At 49.2% G+C, this 17,312-nt stretch carries 15 protein-coding genes and 1 pseudogene; 11 read left to right on the forward strand and 5 right to left on the reverse strand.

The features are described from left to right. Positions 1–348: 348 nt before the first annotated feature. The 6 genes from PEL01S_RS25715 to PEL01S_RS25740 all read left to right on the forward strand — a co-directional run bounded on the left by PEL01S_RS25715 (position 349) and on the right by PEL01S_RS25740 (position 7,846). On the forward strand, positions 349–1,992 hold the full coding sequence (locus PEL01S_RS25715) for an extracellular solute-binding protein (RefSeq protein WP_127462261.1): 1,644 nt from the start codon (positions 349–351) through the stop codon (positions 1,990–1,992). A 145-nt stretch (positions 1,993–2,137) separates the two neighbouring features. Beyond that, complete coding sequence (locus tag PEL01S_RS25720) at positions 2,138–2,998, forward strand: ABC transporter permease (RefSeq protein WP_063185464.1); 861 nt, start codon at positions 2,138–2,140, stop codon at positions 2,996–2,998. Between the two features lie 36 nt (positions 2,999–3,034). Further along, positions 3,035–3,919, forward strand: coding sequence for a carbohydrate ABC transporter permease (locus PEL01S_RS25725; protein ID WP_174807006.1), 885 nt, complete (start codon positions 3,035–3,037; stop codon positions 3,917–3,919). A 38-nt stretch (positions 3,920–3,957) separates the two neighbouring features. Beyond that, positions 3,958–5,691 carry a sensor histidine kinase gene (locus PEL01S_RS25730; RefSeq protein ID WP_127462263.1) on the forward strand — a complete coding sequence of 578 codons (1,734 nt, stop codon included), beginning with the start codon at positions 3,958–3,960 and terminating at the stop codon, positions 5,689–5,691. A gap of 12 nt (positions 5,692–5,703) precedes the next feature. After that, positions 5,704–7,377 (forward strand): response regulator, encoded by a 1,674-nt coding sequence (locus PEL01S_RS25735; RefSeq protein WP_127462265.1) that lies wholly within the window; start codon positions 5,704–5,706, stop codon positions 7,375–7,377. A gap of 163 nt (positions 7,378–7,540) precedes the next feature. Then, the gene (locus tag PEL01S_RS25740) at positions 7,541–7,846 is read left to right on the forward strand and encodes a hypothetical protein (protein ID WP_239551460.1); all 306 of its coding nucleotides are present in this window, start codon (positions 7,541–7,543) and stop codon (positions 7,844–7,846) included. Here PEL01S_RS25740 and PEL01S_RS25745 read toward each other — a convergent pair. After that, positions 7,824–8,540 carry a methyl-accepting chemotaxis protein gene (locus tag PEL01S_RS25745; protein WP_127462267.1) on the reverse strand — a complete coding sequence of 239 codons (717 nt, stop codon included), beginning with the start codon at positions 8,538–8,540 and terminating at the stop codon, positions 7,824–7,826. The two genes, PEL01S_RS25740 and PEL01S_RS25745, sit on opposite strands and share 23 nt — an antisense overlap. 141 nt (positions 8,541–8,681) lie before the next feature. Further along, positions 8,682–9,701 carry an alpha/beta fold hydrolase gene (locus PEL01S_RS25750; RefSeq protein ID WP_063185455.1) on the reverse strand — a complete coding sequence of 340 codons (1,020 nt, stop codon included), beginning with the start codon at positions 9,699–9,701 and terminating at the stop codon, positions 8,682–8,684. Positions 9,702–9,843: 142 nt separating this feature from the next. On the opposite strand from PEL01S_RS25750, the gene PEL01S_RS25755 reads away from it, so the two are divergent. Beyond that, a complete protein-coding gene (locus PEL01S_RS25755; protein ID WP_127462269.1) occupies positions 9,844–10,788 on the forward strand; it encodes a LysR family transcriptional regulator in 945 nt (314 codons plus the stop codon). Positions 10,789–10,863: 75 nt separating this feature from the next. Here PEL01S_RS25755 and PEL01S_RS25760 read toward each other — a convergent pair whose 3' ends face one another. Next, positions 10,864–11,298 carry an MFS transporter gene (locus PEL01S_RS25760; protein ID WP_127462271.1) on the reverse strand — a complete coding sequence of 145 codons (435 nt, stop codon included), beginning with the start codon at positions 11,296–11,298 and terminating at the stop codon, positions 10,864–10,866. Positions 11,299–11,371: 73 nt separating this feature from the next. Here PEL01S_RS25760 and PEL01S_RS25765 point away from each other — a divergent pair. From PEL01S_RS25765 to PEL01S_RS25780, 4 genes and pseudogenes are all read left to right on the forward strand, one after another. After that, positions 11,372–11,602, forward strand: a pseudogene (locus PEL01S_RS25765) (AraC family transcriptional regulator); the annotation flags it as partial. A 486-nt stretch (positions 11,603–12,088) separates the two neighbouring features. Beyond that, positions 12,089–13,630, forward strand: coding sequence for an MDR family MFS transporter (locus PEL01S_RS25770; RefSeq protein ID WP_225948245.1), 1,542 nt, complete (start codon positions 12,089–12,091; stop codon positions 13,628–13,630). Positions 13,631–13,746: 116 nt separating this feature from the next. Continuing rightward, a complete protein-coding gene (locus PEL01S_RS25775; protein WP_063185450.1) occupies positions 13,747–14,919 on the forward strand; it encodes an FAD-dependent oxidoreductase in 1,173 nt (390 codons plus the stop codon). Positions 14,920–14,972: 53 nt separating this feature from the next. Then, positions 14,973–15,665 carry a TetR/AcrR family transcriptional regulator gene (locus PEL01S_RS25780; protein WP_164824320.1) on the forward strand — a complete coding sequence of 231 codons (693 nt, stop codon included), beginning with the start codon at positions 14,973–14,975 and terminating at the stop codon, positions 15,663–15,665. A gap of 249 nt (positions 15,666–15,914) precedes the next feature. Here the strand turns inward: PEL01S_RS25780 and PEL01S_RS25785 are convergent, their stop codons facing one another. Beyond that, positions 15,915–16,826 (reverse strand): DMT family transporter, encoded by a 912-nt coding sequence (locus PEL01S_RS25785; RefSeq protein WP_025846770.1) that lies wholly within the window; start codon positions 16,824–16,826, stop codon positions 15,915–15,917. Between the two features lie 45 nt (positions 16,827–16,871). Continuing rightward, positions 16,872–17,252 (reverse strand): RidA family protein, encoded by a 381-nt coding sequence (locus PEL01S_RS25790; RefSeq protein WP_127462282.1) that lies wholly within the window; start codon positions 17,250–17,252, stop codon positions 16,872–16,874. Between the last annotated feature and the right edge of the window lie 60 nt (positions 17,253–17,312).

Below are 17,312 nucleotides of genomic sequence, written 5' to 3' on the forward strand. Positions count from 1 at the left end.
ATCCAGCTTACAGGAGACGTTTCGTTCAAGCCTCGGGTCCATTCATGCGGCAGAGCCTCCTTTCCTGACGATTCCTTCGCGGTCAACGCTTGACGCGCGCAGGAATCTTCTTACTGTAAGAATAAGTAATCGGGGTCTATTTTCAAAGAGATAAGTTATGACTTTTGTATACAATTGTTTACTTGTTTGCTTCCGTATATGGCACGGCCACGTCAAGAGGTGTATACGAAAGTAAAGAGTAGTATATGGTTGAAGGCGCGTCCCCTGCCTATACTTGAACTATGAAGGTGGCATTATCCATACTTAAGGAAGACAACCGAGACTTGTAACATAAGTTGGAGGGGTAGCATGAAGAAGACAACGAAGACGCTTTCGTTCGCCGCATTGGCGATGAGCTTGGCGGTTACGGCATGCAGCAACAACGCAAACGAATCGGAAAACAAAGCGGATAACGCAGCGTCCGGCCAAGGAAACGGTGTGATTGAGGTTTCGACGGTTTCGCCAAGCGATCAATATCTGAAGTTCGACGAAGGCGAGAACTTTACCAAGAACGCCGTGTATGATGCGTACGAAAAAGACATTGGCGTCAAAGTGACCAACAAGTGGGTAGCCGATACGAGCCAATTCAAGGAAAAGGTCAAAATCACGATCGCATCCGGCGATCTTCCGGACTTCTTCCCGGTAAACGCGACGCAGTTGAAAGAGCTGACCGAAGCGGATATGATCATGGACCTGACGGAAGTGTACGACAAGTATGCCACGGACGAAACGAAGAAGTATCTGACGATGGACGGCGGCATGCAGATGAAGACGGCCATGTTCGACAATAAACTGATGGCGATTCCGAACACCTATAATCCGTACAATTACCAGTTCCTATATGTCCGTACGGACTGGCTGAAGAAGCTGAATTTGCCCGAGCCGAAGACGATGGCAGACATGATGACGATCGCCGAGGCTTTTAAAACCAAAGATCCCGGCGGTACGGGGAAGCCGTACGGACTCGCGATCAGCAAAAATCCTTTTAATATTGAAACTGGAGTTACGGGATTACGGGCTTTCCTCAACGGATACCATGCCTATGAAAATATTTGGATCGAGGATGGCAAGGGCGGGCTGGTCAACAGCGATATTCAGCCGCAGGTGAAGCAGGCGCTGGCCGCATTGCAGGACATGTTCAAGAAAGGGTTGATCGATCCCGAATTTGCGGTGAAGGATGCCGAGAAAGAGGCTGAGCTCATCTACAGCAACGGCATCGGGATGGTCTATGGCGCATCGTGGACGCCGGCCCAGCTCGTCAAAGGCGCCGTGAAGGACGGAAAAGTGGTGCAGGAATGGGGCGCGTTCCCGATTCCGACGGTGGACAGCAACCCGGCCTTATCGCAAATCGGACTGGGCGTGGATGAATATTACGTCGTCTCCAAGAAAGCGAAGCATCCGGAAGGCGTCATCAAGCTGCTGAACCAATGGATCGCCGTCGATAACCACCCGACCGAAGAGCAGAAGGTGTACGAGTTCGGCAAAGACCGCAAAGAGAAGGGCAACAATTATTGGCTGATCAATCCGCTGCGCGTCGGCAAGCAAATCGACAACAACGGCGAGGTGCTGCCTAAAGCGATTGCCAACAAGGATACGGGTATTCTGGAGTCGAAGGACCAGAAAACGCGATATGAGCGTGCGATGAAGTACGTGAACGGCGATACGAGCATGTGGTGGGAATACCTGATTTCCGGTCCGAATGGCGTGTATTCGCTTATTCCGTCTATCCAGAAGAACAAGCAGTACCTGCAAAACAAATTTTATGGCGCGCCGACGCCAACCATGGCCGAAAGACAGGAGATTTTGCTCAAGAAGCGGGACGAGGTCTATTTTAAAATCATTATGAATCAAGTATCGGTCGATGAATTCGATAAATTCGTGGAAGAATGGAAGAAGCTTGGCGGCGATGCCATGACCAAAGAAGTGAACGAGTGGTACAAAACGAAGAAATAACGGCTATCCGGGCGAATCGAGGGATCGGGCGTACACCGTCCCTCCCTCTTTTTTTCATGGTACCGCAACAACATCCTTAGGCATACGCGAGGTGAATGGCGTGAATGGACTGATACGGATATGGAGGCGGGAGTGGCCTCTGCATATGATGCTGATTCCGGGAATCGTGCTGGTGGTGATATTCAGCTATGTTCCCATGGCGGGCCTCATCATGGCTTTCCAGAAATATATCCCGAACAGAGGCTTGTTCGGCTCACCCTTCATCGGGATGAAAAACTTTCAATTATTGATCGATTATCCCGATATCGGGCGTATTTTCTTCAATACCGTCTATATTGCCGTAATGAAAATTATCGCCGGTCTGGTCGTGCCGATCACGGTGGCCATTCTGCTGAACGAGCTGCGGAGAGAATGGATCAAGCGAACGTTCCAGACGCTCGTCTACTTGCCCCACTTTTTATCGTGGGTGCTGTTAAGCGGGATCTTGGTCGACGTATTGTCTCCATCGTCCGGCATTCTCAATCAATTTCTCGGATTACTCGGTATCCAGCCTATCTTCTTCTTGGGAAGCAACGCCTGGTTTCCGTATGCGATGGTGCTGTCGGATGTATGGAAGGAGTTCGGCTTCGGCACGATTGTGTATCTGGCGGCGCTAACCAACATCAACCCGTCGCTCTATGAAGCGGCGGAAATCGACGGCGCGGGGCGGTGGAAGCAGACCTTCCATATTACGCTGCCTGGTATGATGCCGATCGTCATCCTGATGCTGACGCTGAATATCGGGAACGTCCTCAATGCCGGCTTCGAGCAAATCTTCAACCTGTACAGCCCGCCGGTCTATGAAAGCGCAGACATTATCGATACCTTCGTCTATCGCATGGGGGTGCAGCAGGCGCAATTCGGCTTCGCCACGGCAGTAGGTCTATTGAAATCCGTCGTATCGTTCATCTTGATCGCCATTTCCTATGTACTCGCCTATCGCGTAGCGAATTACCGGATTTTCTAAGCTAAGCTTCGTCCGTTATCAGAAAGGAGGCCTACCGTGGCGATAAAGACATCCTTGGGCCGCAAACTATTTATCGCGTGCAATTACATCTTCCTGGCGCTTCTGTCGTTCCTGTGCCTGATGCCGATTATTCATATTTTGGCGATTTCGTTCAGCTCCGGCACGGCTGCCGCGGCCGGCAAGGTTACGCTGTGGCCGATCGAGTTCACGACGGCCGCCTATAATAACGTGTTCGGCAAGCCCGAATATTTGCGGGCGTTCTGGGTATCGGTCCAGCGCGTCGTGCTTGGAACGACCCTCAGCATGTTTTTGACGATTCTGACGGCCTATCCGTTGTCCAAGGAGCCTCGGCAATTCCGGCTGCGAACGTTTTACGCCTGGTTCTTCGTCTTTACGATCCTGTTCAGCGGCGGTCTGATTCCCACTTTTCTCACGATAAAATCGCTGAACTTGATCGACAGCATCTGGGCGTTGGTCTTGCCGACAGCCGTTCCGGTGTTCAATGTCATCCTGCTGCTGAATTTCTATCGCAATTTGCCGAAGGAGCTGGAGGAATCGTCGCGGATCGACGGCGCAGGCCATTTTACGACTTTATGGAAAATTTACGTGCCGCTTTCCTTGCCTGCCTTGGCCACGACGGGACTGTTCACGATGGTCGGTCATTGGAACAGCTGGTTTGACGGAATGCTGTATATGAATCATACTGAAAATTATCCGCTGCAAACGTTTTTACAGACGGTCATTATCAAGATGGATTTCCGCTTCATTAAAGCGGAGAATGCCGAATTGATGCTTAAGCTGTCCGACCGAACGAGCAGAGCGGCGCAAATTTTCGTAGCGGCCTTTCCCATCCTGGTGGTGTATCCGTTCTTGCAGAAGCTGTTCATTAAAGGAATCGTCATGGGGAGTGTAAAAGGATAATAGCGAAGCGTTCTGCAGGCATTAGAGGAGAACATACGATGAACTGCTTATTCTTTTTGCGTGATTCCTCGATATTCAAGAAGGTGATGGCCGCTTTTCTGGCGGCTTTGCTGCCGCTGATGGCGATTACTTGGACGATCAACGAGAAGGGCTCGGACAATATCCGCAGTGAAATTACGGAGTCAGTACTGAATACGACGCGGTTCTATATGGACTCGCTGGACAAGGAAGCGGATCGCATCAGCCGTTATTTGCCCAACTATGTGATGGATACGGATCTGATGGAGCTTGCGGCAACCGGCAATGACATGAGTCCGTACGAGCGGACGCGCAAAGTATTGGATATCCAGCGGCGGCTTGAGCTGATGAAAAATTCAAGTCCTTTCATTGAGGAAGCGAAGGCCTACGTTCCGCTCCTCAAACGCAGCATTCTCAGCAACGATTATGAAACCCGTCTGGACCCGGAGGAATATACGGCGATGCAGCAAAATGCGAAGCTGTATGAAGCGCCGTTCATTTACTGGAACGACCGGTTGTTTATTACGATGCCATATCCCGGGAATTCGGCCCGAAGTCCGTTATATATTCTGGGGGTCGAGCTGTCGGCGGCCAAGATCAAGGAAACACTCGCGCAAATCGGCCGGACGCGAGGCGGGCAGAGCGTCCTGCTCAATTTGGAGCTGGGGTGGAGCATGGAGACGGGGATGGACCCGGCTTTGCTTCAGCGAATGAAGTCTTTTGCCTTGGAGAAGCGGGAATTGCAATCTGAGGAAGGCCATGAAACGATCGTTCATGACCATAAAAGGTATCTTGTGGTGTATAAATATTCCAAGCTCTGGAACTCGTATTCCATTACCTGCATCCCGGAAGAGATGGTTCTGGGCTCGCTGCAGATGTACCGGACGTTGTTCTGGTGGGCGTGTGCGCTGGCCGTTTGTATCGTCATGTTTTTTACTTATTTTCTATTGCGGTTTATTTACCGGCCATTGATGAAGCTGGTGCATTCCTTCCGCCGCGTTCAGCAGAACCGGCTGGAGCCGATCCTCATCGATCGCGGAGCGGATGAATTCGGTTATTTGTACCGGGCGTTCAATGATACGGTGCGGTCCTTGAAAACGTTGATAGAGGAAAACTACGAGCAGCAAATCCGGAATCAGCGTTCGGAGCTGAAGCGGCTGCAATCGCAGATTAATCCTCACTTTTTATATAATTGCTTTTTTGTACTATGCCGGTTGATTAAATCGGAGAGCCAGAAGGAGAAGGCGTATCAATTTTGCTTATATATCGGGCAATACTTCCAGTTCATCACCCGTAACGACGAGGATGAAATCCCGCTTGAGCTGGAGGTGGAGCATTCCCGCACGTATGTCGAGATGCAACGAATCTGCTACGGGGAACGGATTCAGGTTTTGTTCGAGGGAGATGTCCCTGCGATTCACGTGCCGCGGCTCATTCTACAGCCGATTATTGAGAATGCGTATAAGCATGCGTTGGGCAATATGCTTCAACCCGGCGAATTGTGGGTACATAGCGAGCGGAGGGACGATGACTTCCTCCTCTATGTCGAAGATAACGGCCAAAGCATCACGGACGAGGAGATCGACCTGCTGCAGAAGAAGCTGCGCTATTCCTCGAACCGGATCGAGGAAACGACCGGCCTTATGAACGTCCATCGTAGAATTCAGCTGCGCTACGGAGAAGCATATGGCATTACCGTGTCCCGTTCGGAGCTGGGCGGGCTGCAAGTCATCATCAAACTGAGCGTAAGCTAAAGGGGGAACGGCATGTACCGACTGCTGATCGTGGATGATCTTCCCATTATCGTCGACGGCCTTCTTGAGCTATTCGAGCAAACCAGCCATCTGCCGCTTGAGGTGATGAGCGCTTATTCGGGCGAAGAAGCGCTGGAGGTGCTGTCCGACCACCGGATCGATATCGTCGTGTCCGACATTAAGATGCCCGGTATTGAAGGGATCGAGCTGCTGCGGGAAATCAAGTCGCAGTGGCCCGCCTGCAAGGTGATTTTTCTGACCGGCTATAACGATTTCCACTATGCCCGAAGCGCCATTACCTACGGCGGGTTCGATTACATTCTGAAGGTCGAAAGCGACGAAAAAATTATTCAGTCCGTCGAACGGGCCATCGAGAAAATCGAAGAGGAACAGGATCAAGTGCAGATGATTGCGAGAGCGCAATCCAAGATGAGACAGGCCCTGCCCTCGCTGCAAAAGGAGTTCATGTGGGGACTCCTGCAGGGCAAGCAGGTCACGGAGGAGGAGCTCAGACAGGCGTTCAAAGAAATCGACATCCCGCTCGATGCGACCATGCCGGTGTATTTGCTCATGGGAAGGGTGGATGCCTGGAAAGAGATGTTCACCATGCCGGATAAAGCGCTGCTCACCTATGCGCTGCAAAATATTTGCGACGAGTATTTGTCGGCACAGGTACGAAGCTTTTCCGTCGTCTTCGAGCTGTCCAAGATCGTCTGGATCATTCAGCCCAAAGCTTCTGACGAGCTATCCGGCCATGCCGGCGGTCTGGATTGGATGAGAGCCCACCGGTATACGAGCGGTATTCTGGACAGCGTGCAGGAAACGTGCAAGAAGCTGCTGCGGCTGTCGGTCTCGTTCCTGCTCGGCAGCGAGGCGATCCCGTGGAACAGTCTGTCGGACCGGTTTCATTCGATCAAATACGGCTTGATGCAAGGACACGGATTGTTGCACGAGGTCATTATGACCGATAAGGACATGCAGAAGGCGGACCCTACCGATAAAGCGGAAAACTATCATGACGGATTCTTCCACGCCCGGGTACAATTGCTCATGACCTGTCTGGAGAACAATCACCGCGAGCAGTTCAACAAGCTGTTCGTCGAGCTGACCGCCATATGGAACGACCCGGACACGCCCTGTGAGCGGAAGAGCGAGCTGTACCATTCCCTCTCGTCCGTCTTTTTGTTCTATCTGTACAAATATCGGGACATTCGCGATCACGTCAATTTGCAGGTGGATCTCGACATTTTGTTTCGCTATGACGATTCTGCTCCCTGGCCGGAGCTGGTCGAATACTATTGGAAAATCGCCGATTGCATCTTCGAATGGAACGCGCAGCGGGGCTTGCAGCTGCCGACGGAGGTCGTGAATAAGGTGCACCGCTATATCGAGGAGCACATCGCTACCGATATTTCGCTCACCGCTCTGGCGGATTACGTAGGCTTGAACCCGTCGTATTTGTCCAGGCTGTATAAGCAAATGACCGGGATCGGGCTATCGAAATATGTGAACGATTACAAGAACGTGATCGCGAAAGACATGCTTCTGAACACCTCGATGAAGGTCAACGAAATCGCGGCTGCGCTGGGCTATAACTCGGCGCTTGCGTTTATTCGCTTCTTCAAGAAGCAGAACGAGACGACGCCGCAGGATTTTCGCACGGCGCGAAGCCCGATGCCTGGTTAGCATTAGTTAAATGAAAAAATCAAGCCGTCTTGGTTCGATCGAGATGGTTTGATTTTTTTAGTTTCGGAAGGAAAAGTTTTTTTAACCAACCGATCCGTGTTCTTAACAAACGTTGCTATGCTATAACTTAGATAGTATATGCTGGTAGAAGGAAGTGAACCTGATGACCAATCAACCCAGTGGAGAAAATACGCCTTTATTTTCACAAACGATTACCGACTTTTGGCGGATGCAATTTTTGAACGGAGACGTCCTCTACAGCGATGAAGTCTTTACTCTCGCCATCAACCCGGACCTGGACGAAGACAGTCGGGTCATGGTGCTGGAAACCGCCGACGGCCGGGTTATGGCGGTTCTGACGCCTGCGCTGGCCGAGAAGACAGGCCTTGATCAACGACAAGACCTGTCGGAGCCGATCTTTCGCCGGAAATTGAACGAAGCGGGAGTCACTCTGCATGGCGCGGACTAATGATCTCGACCGAGCTGCGGTCCACCTCGACCACGATGCTCTCGACATTTGCGGAAGCTCTTTTGTTCTCCTCGGAAGAAAGGGTCAGGTCTTTAATAATCGAAACGCCGTTATGGCATAAACTGTTGGTTTGATTGACCATCGATTCGATCTCCGAGGTGCTGTTCAAGATGTCCCCCATGCCGCGCGCCAAATCGGAAACTTTATCGGAGCCGTGTTCCGTTTCATTGGCTTGCTCTTCGCTTGCTTTGGCGATGTTGTCAATCGCAAGCGACAGTTCGGTCGTAGAAACCAAATTGTCGTTGGACACCTGGGTCAGATGTTCGGAGGTGGCGGTGACGCTGCCGGATGCTTGCTTGATCGAACCGACAACCTCTCTTAATGCATTTCTCATTTCACTGATGGCGAGCGTCATTCTTCCGATTTCGTCGCTTCGTTTCATGAGCTTCTCATAGGAGGCGTCTTCTTTCAGGTCCAGCTTGCTGGTTTTTTGAATGAGGGCTACCAGGTGGTCCAGCGGTTTGAAGGTTTTCTCGTAGATCGCCAGCATGACGACGATAAAGAGAACCAAGCTAATAGCGACGATGATGCCCACATTAGTCAGAATTTTGGTTATGATTTGGCTGATTTCCCTATGTGTATACCCCGCAGTCAAAGTCGCGTTTTGGAATGGAAGGTGCAGCGGGGCCTGCAACGATTATCCAAGCTCTTTAAGGGGCGCGAGCTCAAGGCAACTCCCGGAATTACGAGATAACTGTGAAAGAATAAAACATTCCCTGAAATTATAATTAGCATTGAACCATCCCTGGCAGGACACTCCAATGCTAATGATGATCTATCCGTTTGTACTAAGCGCCAACAAGCGTTTTAGGTTATCATCAATAAATTTATTATCGTCACTATTGATGCCGCGACCGGCAAAATGGCCCCAGATCGACTCGATAGGATTAAAAACAGCATTAGGTATGAACTTAGCCTCGTATTCGTTATCGTCCGCCGAGCAGAAAAGATCCGTGCTCCCTGGCATGACGAAGGCAAGCGCTTTAATGCTTTTGAGTGCCTTATCGAAATCTCCGTTATAGGAGGGGTTTGCACTAATATCTGCATGTTGTCCTGTCCATAACATGGCCAGGACATTGTGCGGATCCATCTTCATAAAGCTATCTTCCCAGACGCCAGTCATAAAATCTGTCAATGAATCAAATCCCAGCTCACGATAAAGTTCCTCTCTGTAAAACGCCTGCGATACGCCCCATCCCGCATACACACGACCAACGGCGCGCATGTCTGCAGAAGTCAGCTGGTTTAGTTTGCTTGAATCGAAACCAATTGCGGCCATGAGCGGAGCTTTCATGCCGTCCAGGACCACATACGTTTGGGGCCAAGTCTTGGCAACTCCGGCGAAAGGTGCAATTCGTTCCACCATGTCTGGATAACTTGCCCCCCATTGGAATGCTTGAATGCCTCCCATGGACCAACCAACGACGAGAGCGATCTTTTGAATGCCGAATTTTTCGGTCACCAGCCGATGCTGGAATTGAACGTTGTCATAGATGGTTACCTGCGGAAAATTAGCCCGGTCGAATGGGGGAGGCGTGTTACTGGGAGACGAAGATAATCCGTTGCCCAGCAGATTTGGAACGATTATGAAATAGTTCTGCGGATCGAGTGCCATGCCGTCTCCAATCAACCATTCATTCTGAACATGCTGGTCGCCAAAACCAGTTGGATAGATGATGACATTATCTTTCTTTTCATTCAATCTTCCATAAGTCTTATAAGCAAGAAAAGCACTCGGTAACGTCACTCCCGATTGCAAGGTTACGTCACCCATATCAAAAATCTCATAATCCATCGTATTGTCGCTCCCTTCAAAATGAAACCACACATTGAGAATGTATTTCTTGTTGTTTAGTATAGATCTGTGATACTCTCAATAAAAGTGAATAGATTTCAAAGTAGTATTCAATAATATTGAAGTAAAAGGGGATCGTATGATGGAATTGCGTCAACTGAATACGTTCCGCACGGTTGCATCAACTTTAAATTTCAGTCGAGCTGCGGAAGTGCTAAACTACGTACCCTCCAACGTCACGATGCAAATAAAAGCATTGGAGGAAGAGCTTGGTGTTCGTCTCTTTGACCGCTTGGGCAAGCAGCTCGTTCTCACAACTGCAGGTAAACGCTTTTTAACTCATGTCCAGGGCGTTCTAAACAAATTGGACGAAGCTCGCAGCGTCGTTCATGACAATGAAATTCTAAGCGGTACCCTAACGATAAGTGCCAACGAGGTTATTTGCGCCTATCGGCTTCCAGCTGTCTTTCAACTATTTCGTTCGCAGCATCCGGGAATTCGTCTCATCTTCCGCTCCGTTCCAAATCAGCAACTCAAGCAAACGCTCTTTGAGGGAACCGCGGATGTCGTCTTTATGCTGGACGAACCCATTCGCTCGAGCGGACTTGCAGTGGAACCGTTGCTGGAGGAAACTTTCCGCTTTTTTGCTGCTCCAGACCACCCGCTCGCTAAACGAGCTGTGCTTCAGTTGGAAGATTTTCACGGAGAAGTGTTCCTGACTAATGAAAAAGGGTGTCCCTATCGAACCATGTTTGATCGATCATTCGAGAAAGAGGGCATCGATAGCATTACGTATTTAGAGTTTCAAAGTGCCGAAGCCATTAAACAATGTGCCATTTCGGGAATCGGTATTGCTTTTCTTCCTGAAATCGTAGCTGAAGCCGAAGTGGAACGGGGCGAACTTGTTGCTCTTCCATGGAAAATTCCGGACTTGTATGTGTATACACAGATGTTATGGCATAAAGACAAGTGGCTTTCACCAATCATATTATCTTTCATAGAAGCAGCAAGAGAGGTTCTCGCTATAGAGGAGGAGTCTCCGACCAACTCTAACCAAAATAAGATATTTATTAAACATAGCGAATAGGCCACTCCTTAATCTGGAGTGGCTCTTACAATTGTTAAACGTCCGTAGGAAAGGATCATTCCAATATCAATGTCGCTAAATAACGGGTTCCCTATCCATTTTTTCGTCCTTAGCCATTTTAGCTACACGCCCAAATTGTACATAATAAAATGCGGACATCACAACGACCAGAATGGCAAGTACCAGGAAAATGTTGCTATATACGAAAGTAGTGCTATTTTGGGGTATCGGATTTAAGCGAAAGGTCGATGTACCCAAATCCAGTATCTTGCCGATAGCAGCTGTTGATGCAGCCGTAGAAATAAAAGTAATCATGGAGAACAAGCCCATTCCTACTCCTATATGCTCTTTTGATTGCGTTCGTGAAACGGTGTTCGACATCGCAATTTGCATGAACGATTGACCAAGGGCACCGAAAATAAGAAAGATCGCAATAAATACTGGCGACATACCAACGGCTGAAGACAAACAGATGAAACTTATAATAAGAAGTGCTGCTGCTGTATACACAAGGAACGGGTTTCCCTTTTCATCAGCTAATTTGCCGCCCCGCCTATACTTGAATTCGAGAGAGGGAAATGAGATGGAGTGGCTGGAGCGGATGAATCGGGCGATAGACTATATTGAAGCAAACCTGACCGGGGAGATCGAGTTGAGGGAAGCGGCCCGCATGGCCTGCTGTTCGTCGTATCAGTTCCAGCGTATGTTCTCGTTCATTACGGACGTGACGCTGGCGGAGTACATTAGGCGGAGACGGCTGACGCTTGCCGCGCTGGAGCTGCAGCACGGCGGGGCGGCGAAGGTGGTGGGTTTACTTGCCCAGGCGCAAGTGGAATATATTTCTCCACCTCCTCGTCGTGCGCTCCGGCCTGCGTGAAGAACGTCATCAGGTAGTCGTTATCGTACAGTATGGCGACTTTGTACGTTTGGAGCCCATCACCTACATCGAGTATTTCTACGTACTCGGGGTGACTTCCAAGCAGTCCTCCGTTTTCATGGTCTAACCCCATGTTGCCAAGCTCTCGAATGTTGTCACCTGCTTCAAGAACTACGATGTAGCCCCTTCCGACCAAACGAAACTCGGTTGCCTCTTTTTCCTTCTGCTCATCTCTAAGTTGTAGTAAATACTCCTCAACCTGAAGGAGAAGTTCCACTGGAAGTGTCACAGCAAGTCGTAAGACGACAAGGTCTTGCTGTGTCTTGATGATTCTCATTCATCTGTCCCTCCTAAAAATGAAAATAACCCCTCGAAAAAGGGGTTATGGTTATGATATATGTATAACCATTACGAACACCGTTCTTGACGAACGGTGTTCGTAATGGTATAACTGAAATGTGCTTATTAGAGCTCAATAAGCATGCTCTGAAATTTATACAGAAAGAAGTGAGAATAATCGATATGGGGCCAGCAAATAAAACAGCAAGTATGCAGTCAGAATTTTCATTGAAAAAAATATTACCGGTGCTGCTTGCAGTGACTTCGGGAATGTTCCTTGTAATCTTGGACAGTACGATTATGAACGTGGCAGTACCGAAATTGGTAAGCGCCTTTGATACCAATCTCAGCACCATTCAATGGGTCATTACGGCCTATACTTTGTCATTATCAGCTATTATTCCGCTCGCAGGTTGGTTCTCGGACCGTTTCTCGTCAAAACGGATGTTTATGACGAGCATCGTGTTATTTGTGCTTGCTTCTGTCTTGTGTGCCCTGGCGCAAACGCCTGAGCAACTGATCATCTTCCGTATCCTTCAAGGACTCGGAGGGGGCATGGTTGCCCCGATTGGGATTGCAACGGTGTTCTCCGTTTCGCCTCCCGATAAACGTGGTTCAGTCATGGGGATTCTCGGGATTCCGATGCTACTCGCACCGATTCTCGGTCCTGTTCTGTCTGGTTGGCTTATTGAGTTTATAAATTGGCACTGGATCTTTTTCATCAATGTGCCGGTTGGGTTTATCGCGTTACTAATGGCATGGAGATACCTCCCTACAGCGAAGCCGAAGCACAACAGCAAGCTCGATGTAGTCGGCGCAATCTTAGCTCCGATTTCCTTCGCCTCACTGGTCTTCGCGGTTCACCAAGCTGGTGAGAAGGGCTGGTCGAATGCATGGACGCTTGGTTCACTCATATTCGGTATCGTCATGCTTACAATTTTTATCTGGCATGAATTGCAGCAGAAATATCCTCTGCTGGAGCTTAGGGTGTTCCGCTCTCCGGCATTCGTACATGGAATTCTCGTCGCGTGGCTAAATCAGATTGCGTTGTTCGGCAGCATTCTGTTGTTCCCTCTTTATTTGCAGCAGGTTAAGGGCCTTTCGCCGCTTGAGGCTGGACTGTATGTCATTCCACAGGCAATCTTGTCAACGGTGGGAATCAACCTCGGTGGCAAATTGTTTGACCGTTACGGAGTTCGGCCGGTTGCCATTATGGGCATTCTGTCTCTATCTGGCTCATTGCTCGCATTGACACAAGTTACTGCTAATACCAGTCCGTTGTACATTATGTGTAGCTTTGCCTTTGCAGGACTAGGCCAAGGATTGACGATGATGCAGATCAATACTCATGTGCTCAAATCGGCTCCGAAGGAATTAGTCAGTCGCGTGACACCGATAACAACTTCAGCCCAGCAAATCATGTCATCCTTCGGAGTGACGATTACGATGGCTTTTCTAGCTGAAAAGATTAGAGAACTACCTTCCCAGCATACTCTCAATCAGTTGGGGTATGCTTTCGGTTCCACGTTCTGGATCACTCTGGGGTTTGCGATTGCGGCATTAGTACTCAGTTTATTTTTTGCAAAACGTATAGAAAATAAGACTGCCTCACCTCAATCGAAATAGCATTAGCTTATCAGCAGAGAGAATTTGTATTCTGCGGCCTTGGACGAAAAGAACGGAGTTCGCAATAAAGATATTTCACTTTGATAAACGACAAATATGCTGAGGAGATGTTTACAATGACAACAACTACTAAAGATCAAAAACGTATCGCTATTATCGGAGGAGGCCCCGGCGGACTAACGCTTGCGCTCATTCTTCAACATCATGGCATTCCGTCCGTCATTTATGAGCGGGAGCTGGAAGACAAGAGTCATGAACGCGGAGGTTCCCTTGACATTCATGAGGAATCCGGTCAACAGGCGCTGAAGGAAGCCGGACTTTATGAGGCTTTTCAAAAAGTAGCTCGTTATGAAGGGGAGGACTTTCGGCTTTTTGATAAGACGGGGAAATGTTATATGGATGAAGTAGCCGATGAGGATACTCCAGGAGGGCGGCCAGAGATCGACCGTGGCGTACTTTGCGATTTACTCTTAAGCAAGTTGGACCCAGCGATCATCCGCTATGGGTATAAGCTAGACAAGGCCGTTTCACTACCAAGTGGCATGACAGAACTTCATTTCGAGAACGGGTTCGTCGATACCGTGCATCTTGTAGTTGGAGCGGACGGTGCCTTCTCCCGTATTCGTCGGCTGCTTTCGGATACGGATGTCAGTTATTCGGGACTAACCATGTTAGAGCTTAATGTTGAGGACGCTGCTAACCGCTATCCTGATTTGGCTGCATTCAACCGTCGTGGCAAAGTGTTTGCATTGGACGATCACAAAGGCATTTTGGGGCAGTTGAATGGTGATGGGCGCATTAAGGTCTATGCGAGCCTGTGGGTGGATCGGGAGTGGCTCGAAACAAGCGGTATTAGGTCTGAAAATCCTCAGGAAGCGAAAGCAAAACTACTGGAGATCTTCCAAGATTGGGATGAGTCGCTCAAAAATTATATCCGCTACGCGGCTGATGCTGTTCTTCCAAGACGGATTTACATGTTACCGGTTGGATTCAAGTGGAAAAGGAACTCCGGTGTTACGCTGATCGGTGACGCGGCCCACGTCATGTCTCCGTTCGCTGGCGAAGGCGTTAATATGGCGATGCAGGACGCAATGGAGCTTGCACTTGCGATCGTACGGAATGAAGATCAAGCAAAAGCGATCGAGGATTATGAGGAGAAGATGTACGCCTATTCTTCGGAGATGGCTCGTGAGTCAAACGATAATCTCGTCCTGTGCTTCTCGGATGATGCAGCCCGGAAGCTTAACGAGCTTATGAATTCGTACCATGAGCAGCATAACGAAGCGTAGTCGTGCCCGAAGGGCGAATTTACTATTCGCTTCCGGTATGATATAAGAAAAGTATGATGAAACCTAAACGTAAAATTGTAAGTCGCCGGGCTCGTCCGGCCAAAGAACCGCTCAGTCATGAGTTGATTGTAAAGACCGCCTATGAGTTGCTGAAAGAAGAAGGCACCTCAGGCATGAGCATGCGGAAGGTGGCCAAAGCACTGGACACCGGACCTTCCTCGCTCTATGTTTACGTAAAGAACTTGCAGGAGTTGAGCTCCTATGTGCTGGATTATGGACTTGGGGAGCTCGTGCTGCCAGAGCTAACGGAAGGCAATTGGAAGGAACAGCTTTTCCGGGCTTTGGATGCGTATGTGATGTTGCTAATCGAGCAGCCTGGACTTGCAGAGCTGTCACTTCAGGCAATTCCGGTAGGGACCCATGCATTCCGGTTGAATGAATACCTACTTACGGTCCTGCACAAGGGTGGTATTACGTCCACTTCCGCTGCTTGGGGAATGGATCTATTATTGCTGTATGTTTCCTCAGTCGCTTTCGAGAAGGCCGCTAGGTCCAGGCATGGAGAGGAACAGATGAATGCCATCCAACGTTCTTACCAAGCTTCAGATCCGGTTCGTTTCCCGCTCATTCACAGTCTGAAAGAGGAGTTGTTTTCCGGAGACACCGTTTCGAAGGAACGGTTCTATTGGGGGATTGAAGTGATCTTGAACGGTATTGTGCAAGCTAACGGTTTGCAGCGGAGCTAGATCAGTTGTTGGACGGTAACGGCTTACTGGTTTCCCTTCAAGAGCGAATTTTTGAACAAAGCGAGAACAAAGAAAGGGCCATCCCAACGAAGGATGGCCCTTAAAACTTGCCGTTACAGACAGCGCGGTGAGCCGAAACCACTCCAGACCCTAGGTGTACGTTTCAAAGGAGCCATGATAAAAAGCGCTTCCTTTGGTTTGTCGTAAATCCTCAATCTTCCTCTTTAGCCTCGATTGCCGCGTAGGCCATTATCTCTCCACAGGGGAGAATTTTAGTTTATCGTCTTGTGTTTTCCTTGTTCTCTGTCCCTGCACAGTGGCTAGAACTACGCCGCAAATGATTAGAACAGAACCTGCCGCTTGCGTTAAGGAAATCGGGGTGCCAAGCGTGATATAACCTAAAATCATGGCGACAAACGGTTGTAAATTCAGAAACAGGGAGGCTTTAGCCGCCCCTACCTTGCGGATCTGCGCATTCCAGATAACTGCGCATAAGCCCTGAATGAGCAGAGCCGATCCAAGCAAGAGAACCCACCACCAGAAGTGAGGCTCCACCTGTACGTGAGGCTCGCTCCAGACCGCCACCGGGTATACCGAAATGCAGCCCAGCACGGTAGTATACACCGTTGCGACAAATGCATCCATACGTTCCGTCAGCTTTTTCATGAGGATCATTGATCCCGACAATGCCAGCATACAGATAAACATGATCCAGACGCCTTCGGTAATGGCTGTGCCCATGCTTCCGCCGGGTCCAACCACGAAGAAGACACCGGCGAGGGCGACAATCGAGCCTGCAGCCATGCGTTTCGTTAACGGCTCTTTCAAAAATAAGCGGGCAAACAGCGCCGTAAAAATTGGAGCTAACGATAAGATGAGCGAAGCCGTCGTTGCATCCGTTGTCCGGAGTCCCGTAAAGAAAGAAACTTGGTGAAGCAGCATCCCAATCAGAACGAAGGGTACCAAATAAACGGAGTCGCGGAACGTAATCTTCGTCATGCCACGGGTTGCAACCAAATAAATAAGCAGGAACGCCGATGAAACCATAAGCCGGTATGCCGACAGATGCAAGGCGGGAAATGCTTGCAGCAGCAGCGAACTTAAGACGAAATTGCTCCCGTAAAGGGTTGCGCAAAACAAGAGAGGCAAATAAGTTCGCAAGCAGATGCGCCTTCTTTCACAGAAATACGGGATAATGGAGCGGATTTAAATGGGTTTGATTGCGATAAGCTCTATTTCAATCTTGGCGTCTCTTGGAAGTCTGGACACTTCTACGGTTGTTCTAGCAGGGTGATGCTTGCTGAAATATTGGCTGTACACTTCGTTCATCTGCTGAAATTGCTCTAAATCCGTCATGAAAACGGATGTTTTTACAACGTCTACTAAAGATAATCCAGCTTCAGCTAAAACGGCTTGCAGGTTCTTTAATATTTGATGGGTTTGGTCAACGATGCCTTCTTTCAGATTTCCTTCGGCATCAATCGGAAGCATGCCTGACGTATAGACGGCATTTCCTAAAGTGATGGCTTGCGAATAAGGGCCGATAGCTGCGGGTGCTTTTGTTGTTGTAATAGCGGTATGGCTCATCGTATTAAATTTCACTCCGTCTTTTATAAATTGGTGAATAAAAAGGCCCGAGGCGACAAT

Origin of the sequence: Paenibacillus elgii NBRC 100335 (assembly GCF_004000865.1) — a bacterium.
Taxonomy (GTDB): domain Bacteria; phylum Bacillota; class Bacilli; order Paenibacillales; family NBRC-103111; genus Paenibacillus_G; species Paenibacillus_G elgii.

Bases quoted from the DNA above. Each gene is read 5' to 3' on its own strand.
- PEL01S_RS25715 (WP_127462261.1), top strand. From the start codon at position 349: ATGAAGAAGACAACGAAGACGCTTTCGTTCGCCGCATTGGCGATGAGC.
- PEL01S_RS25720 (WP_063185464.1), top strand. From the start codon at position 2,138: ATGATGCTGATTCCGGGAATCGTGCTGGTGGTGATATTCAGCTATGTT.
- PEL01S_RS25730 (WP_127462263.1), top strand. From the start codon at position 3,958: ATGAACTGCTTATTCTTTTTGCGTGATTCCTCGATATTCAAGAAGGTG.
- PEL01S_RS25735 (WP_127462265.1), top strand. From the start codon at position 5,704: ATGTACCGACTGCTGATCGTGGATGATCTTCCCATTATCGTCGACGGC.
- PEL01S_RS25740 (WP_239551460.1), top strand. From the start codon at position 7,541: ATGACCAATCAACCCAGTGGAGAAAATACGCCTTTATTTTCACAAACG.
- PEL01S_RS25750 (WP_063185455.1), bottom strand. From the start codon at position 9,701: ATGGATTATGAGATTTTTGATATGGGTGACGTAACCTTGCAATCGGGA.
- PEL01S_RS25755 (WP_127462269.1), top strand. From the start codon at position 9,844: ATGGAATTGCGTCAACTGAATACGTTCCGCACGGTTGCATCAACTTTA.
- PEL01S_RS25775 (WP_063185450.1), top strand. From the start codon at position 13,747: ATGACAACAACTACTAAAGATCAAAAACGTATCGCTATTATCGGAGGA.
- PEL01S_RS25780 (WP_164824320.1), top strand. From the start codon at position 14,973: ATGATGAAACCTAAACGTAAAATTGTAAGTCGCCGGGCTCGTCCGGCC.
- PEL01S_RS25790 (WP_127462282.1), bottom strand. From the start codon at position 17,252: ATGAGCCATACCGCTATTACAACAACAAAAGCACCCGCAGCTATCGGC.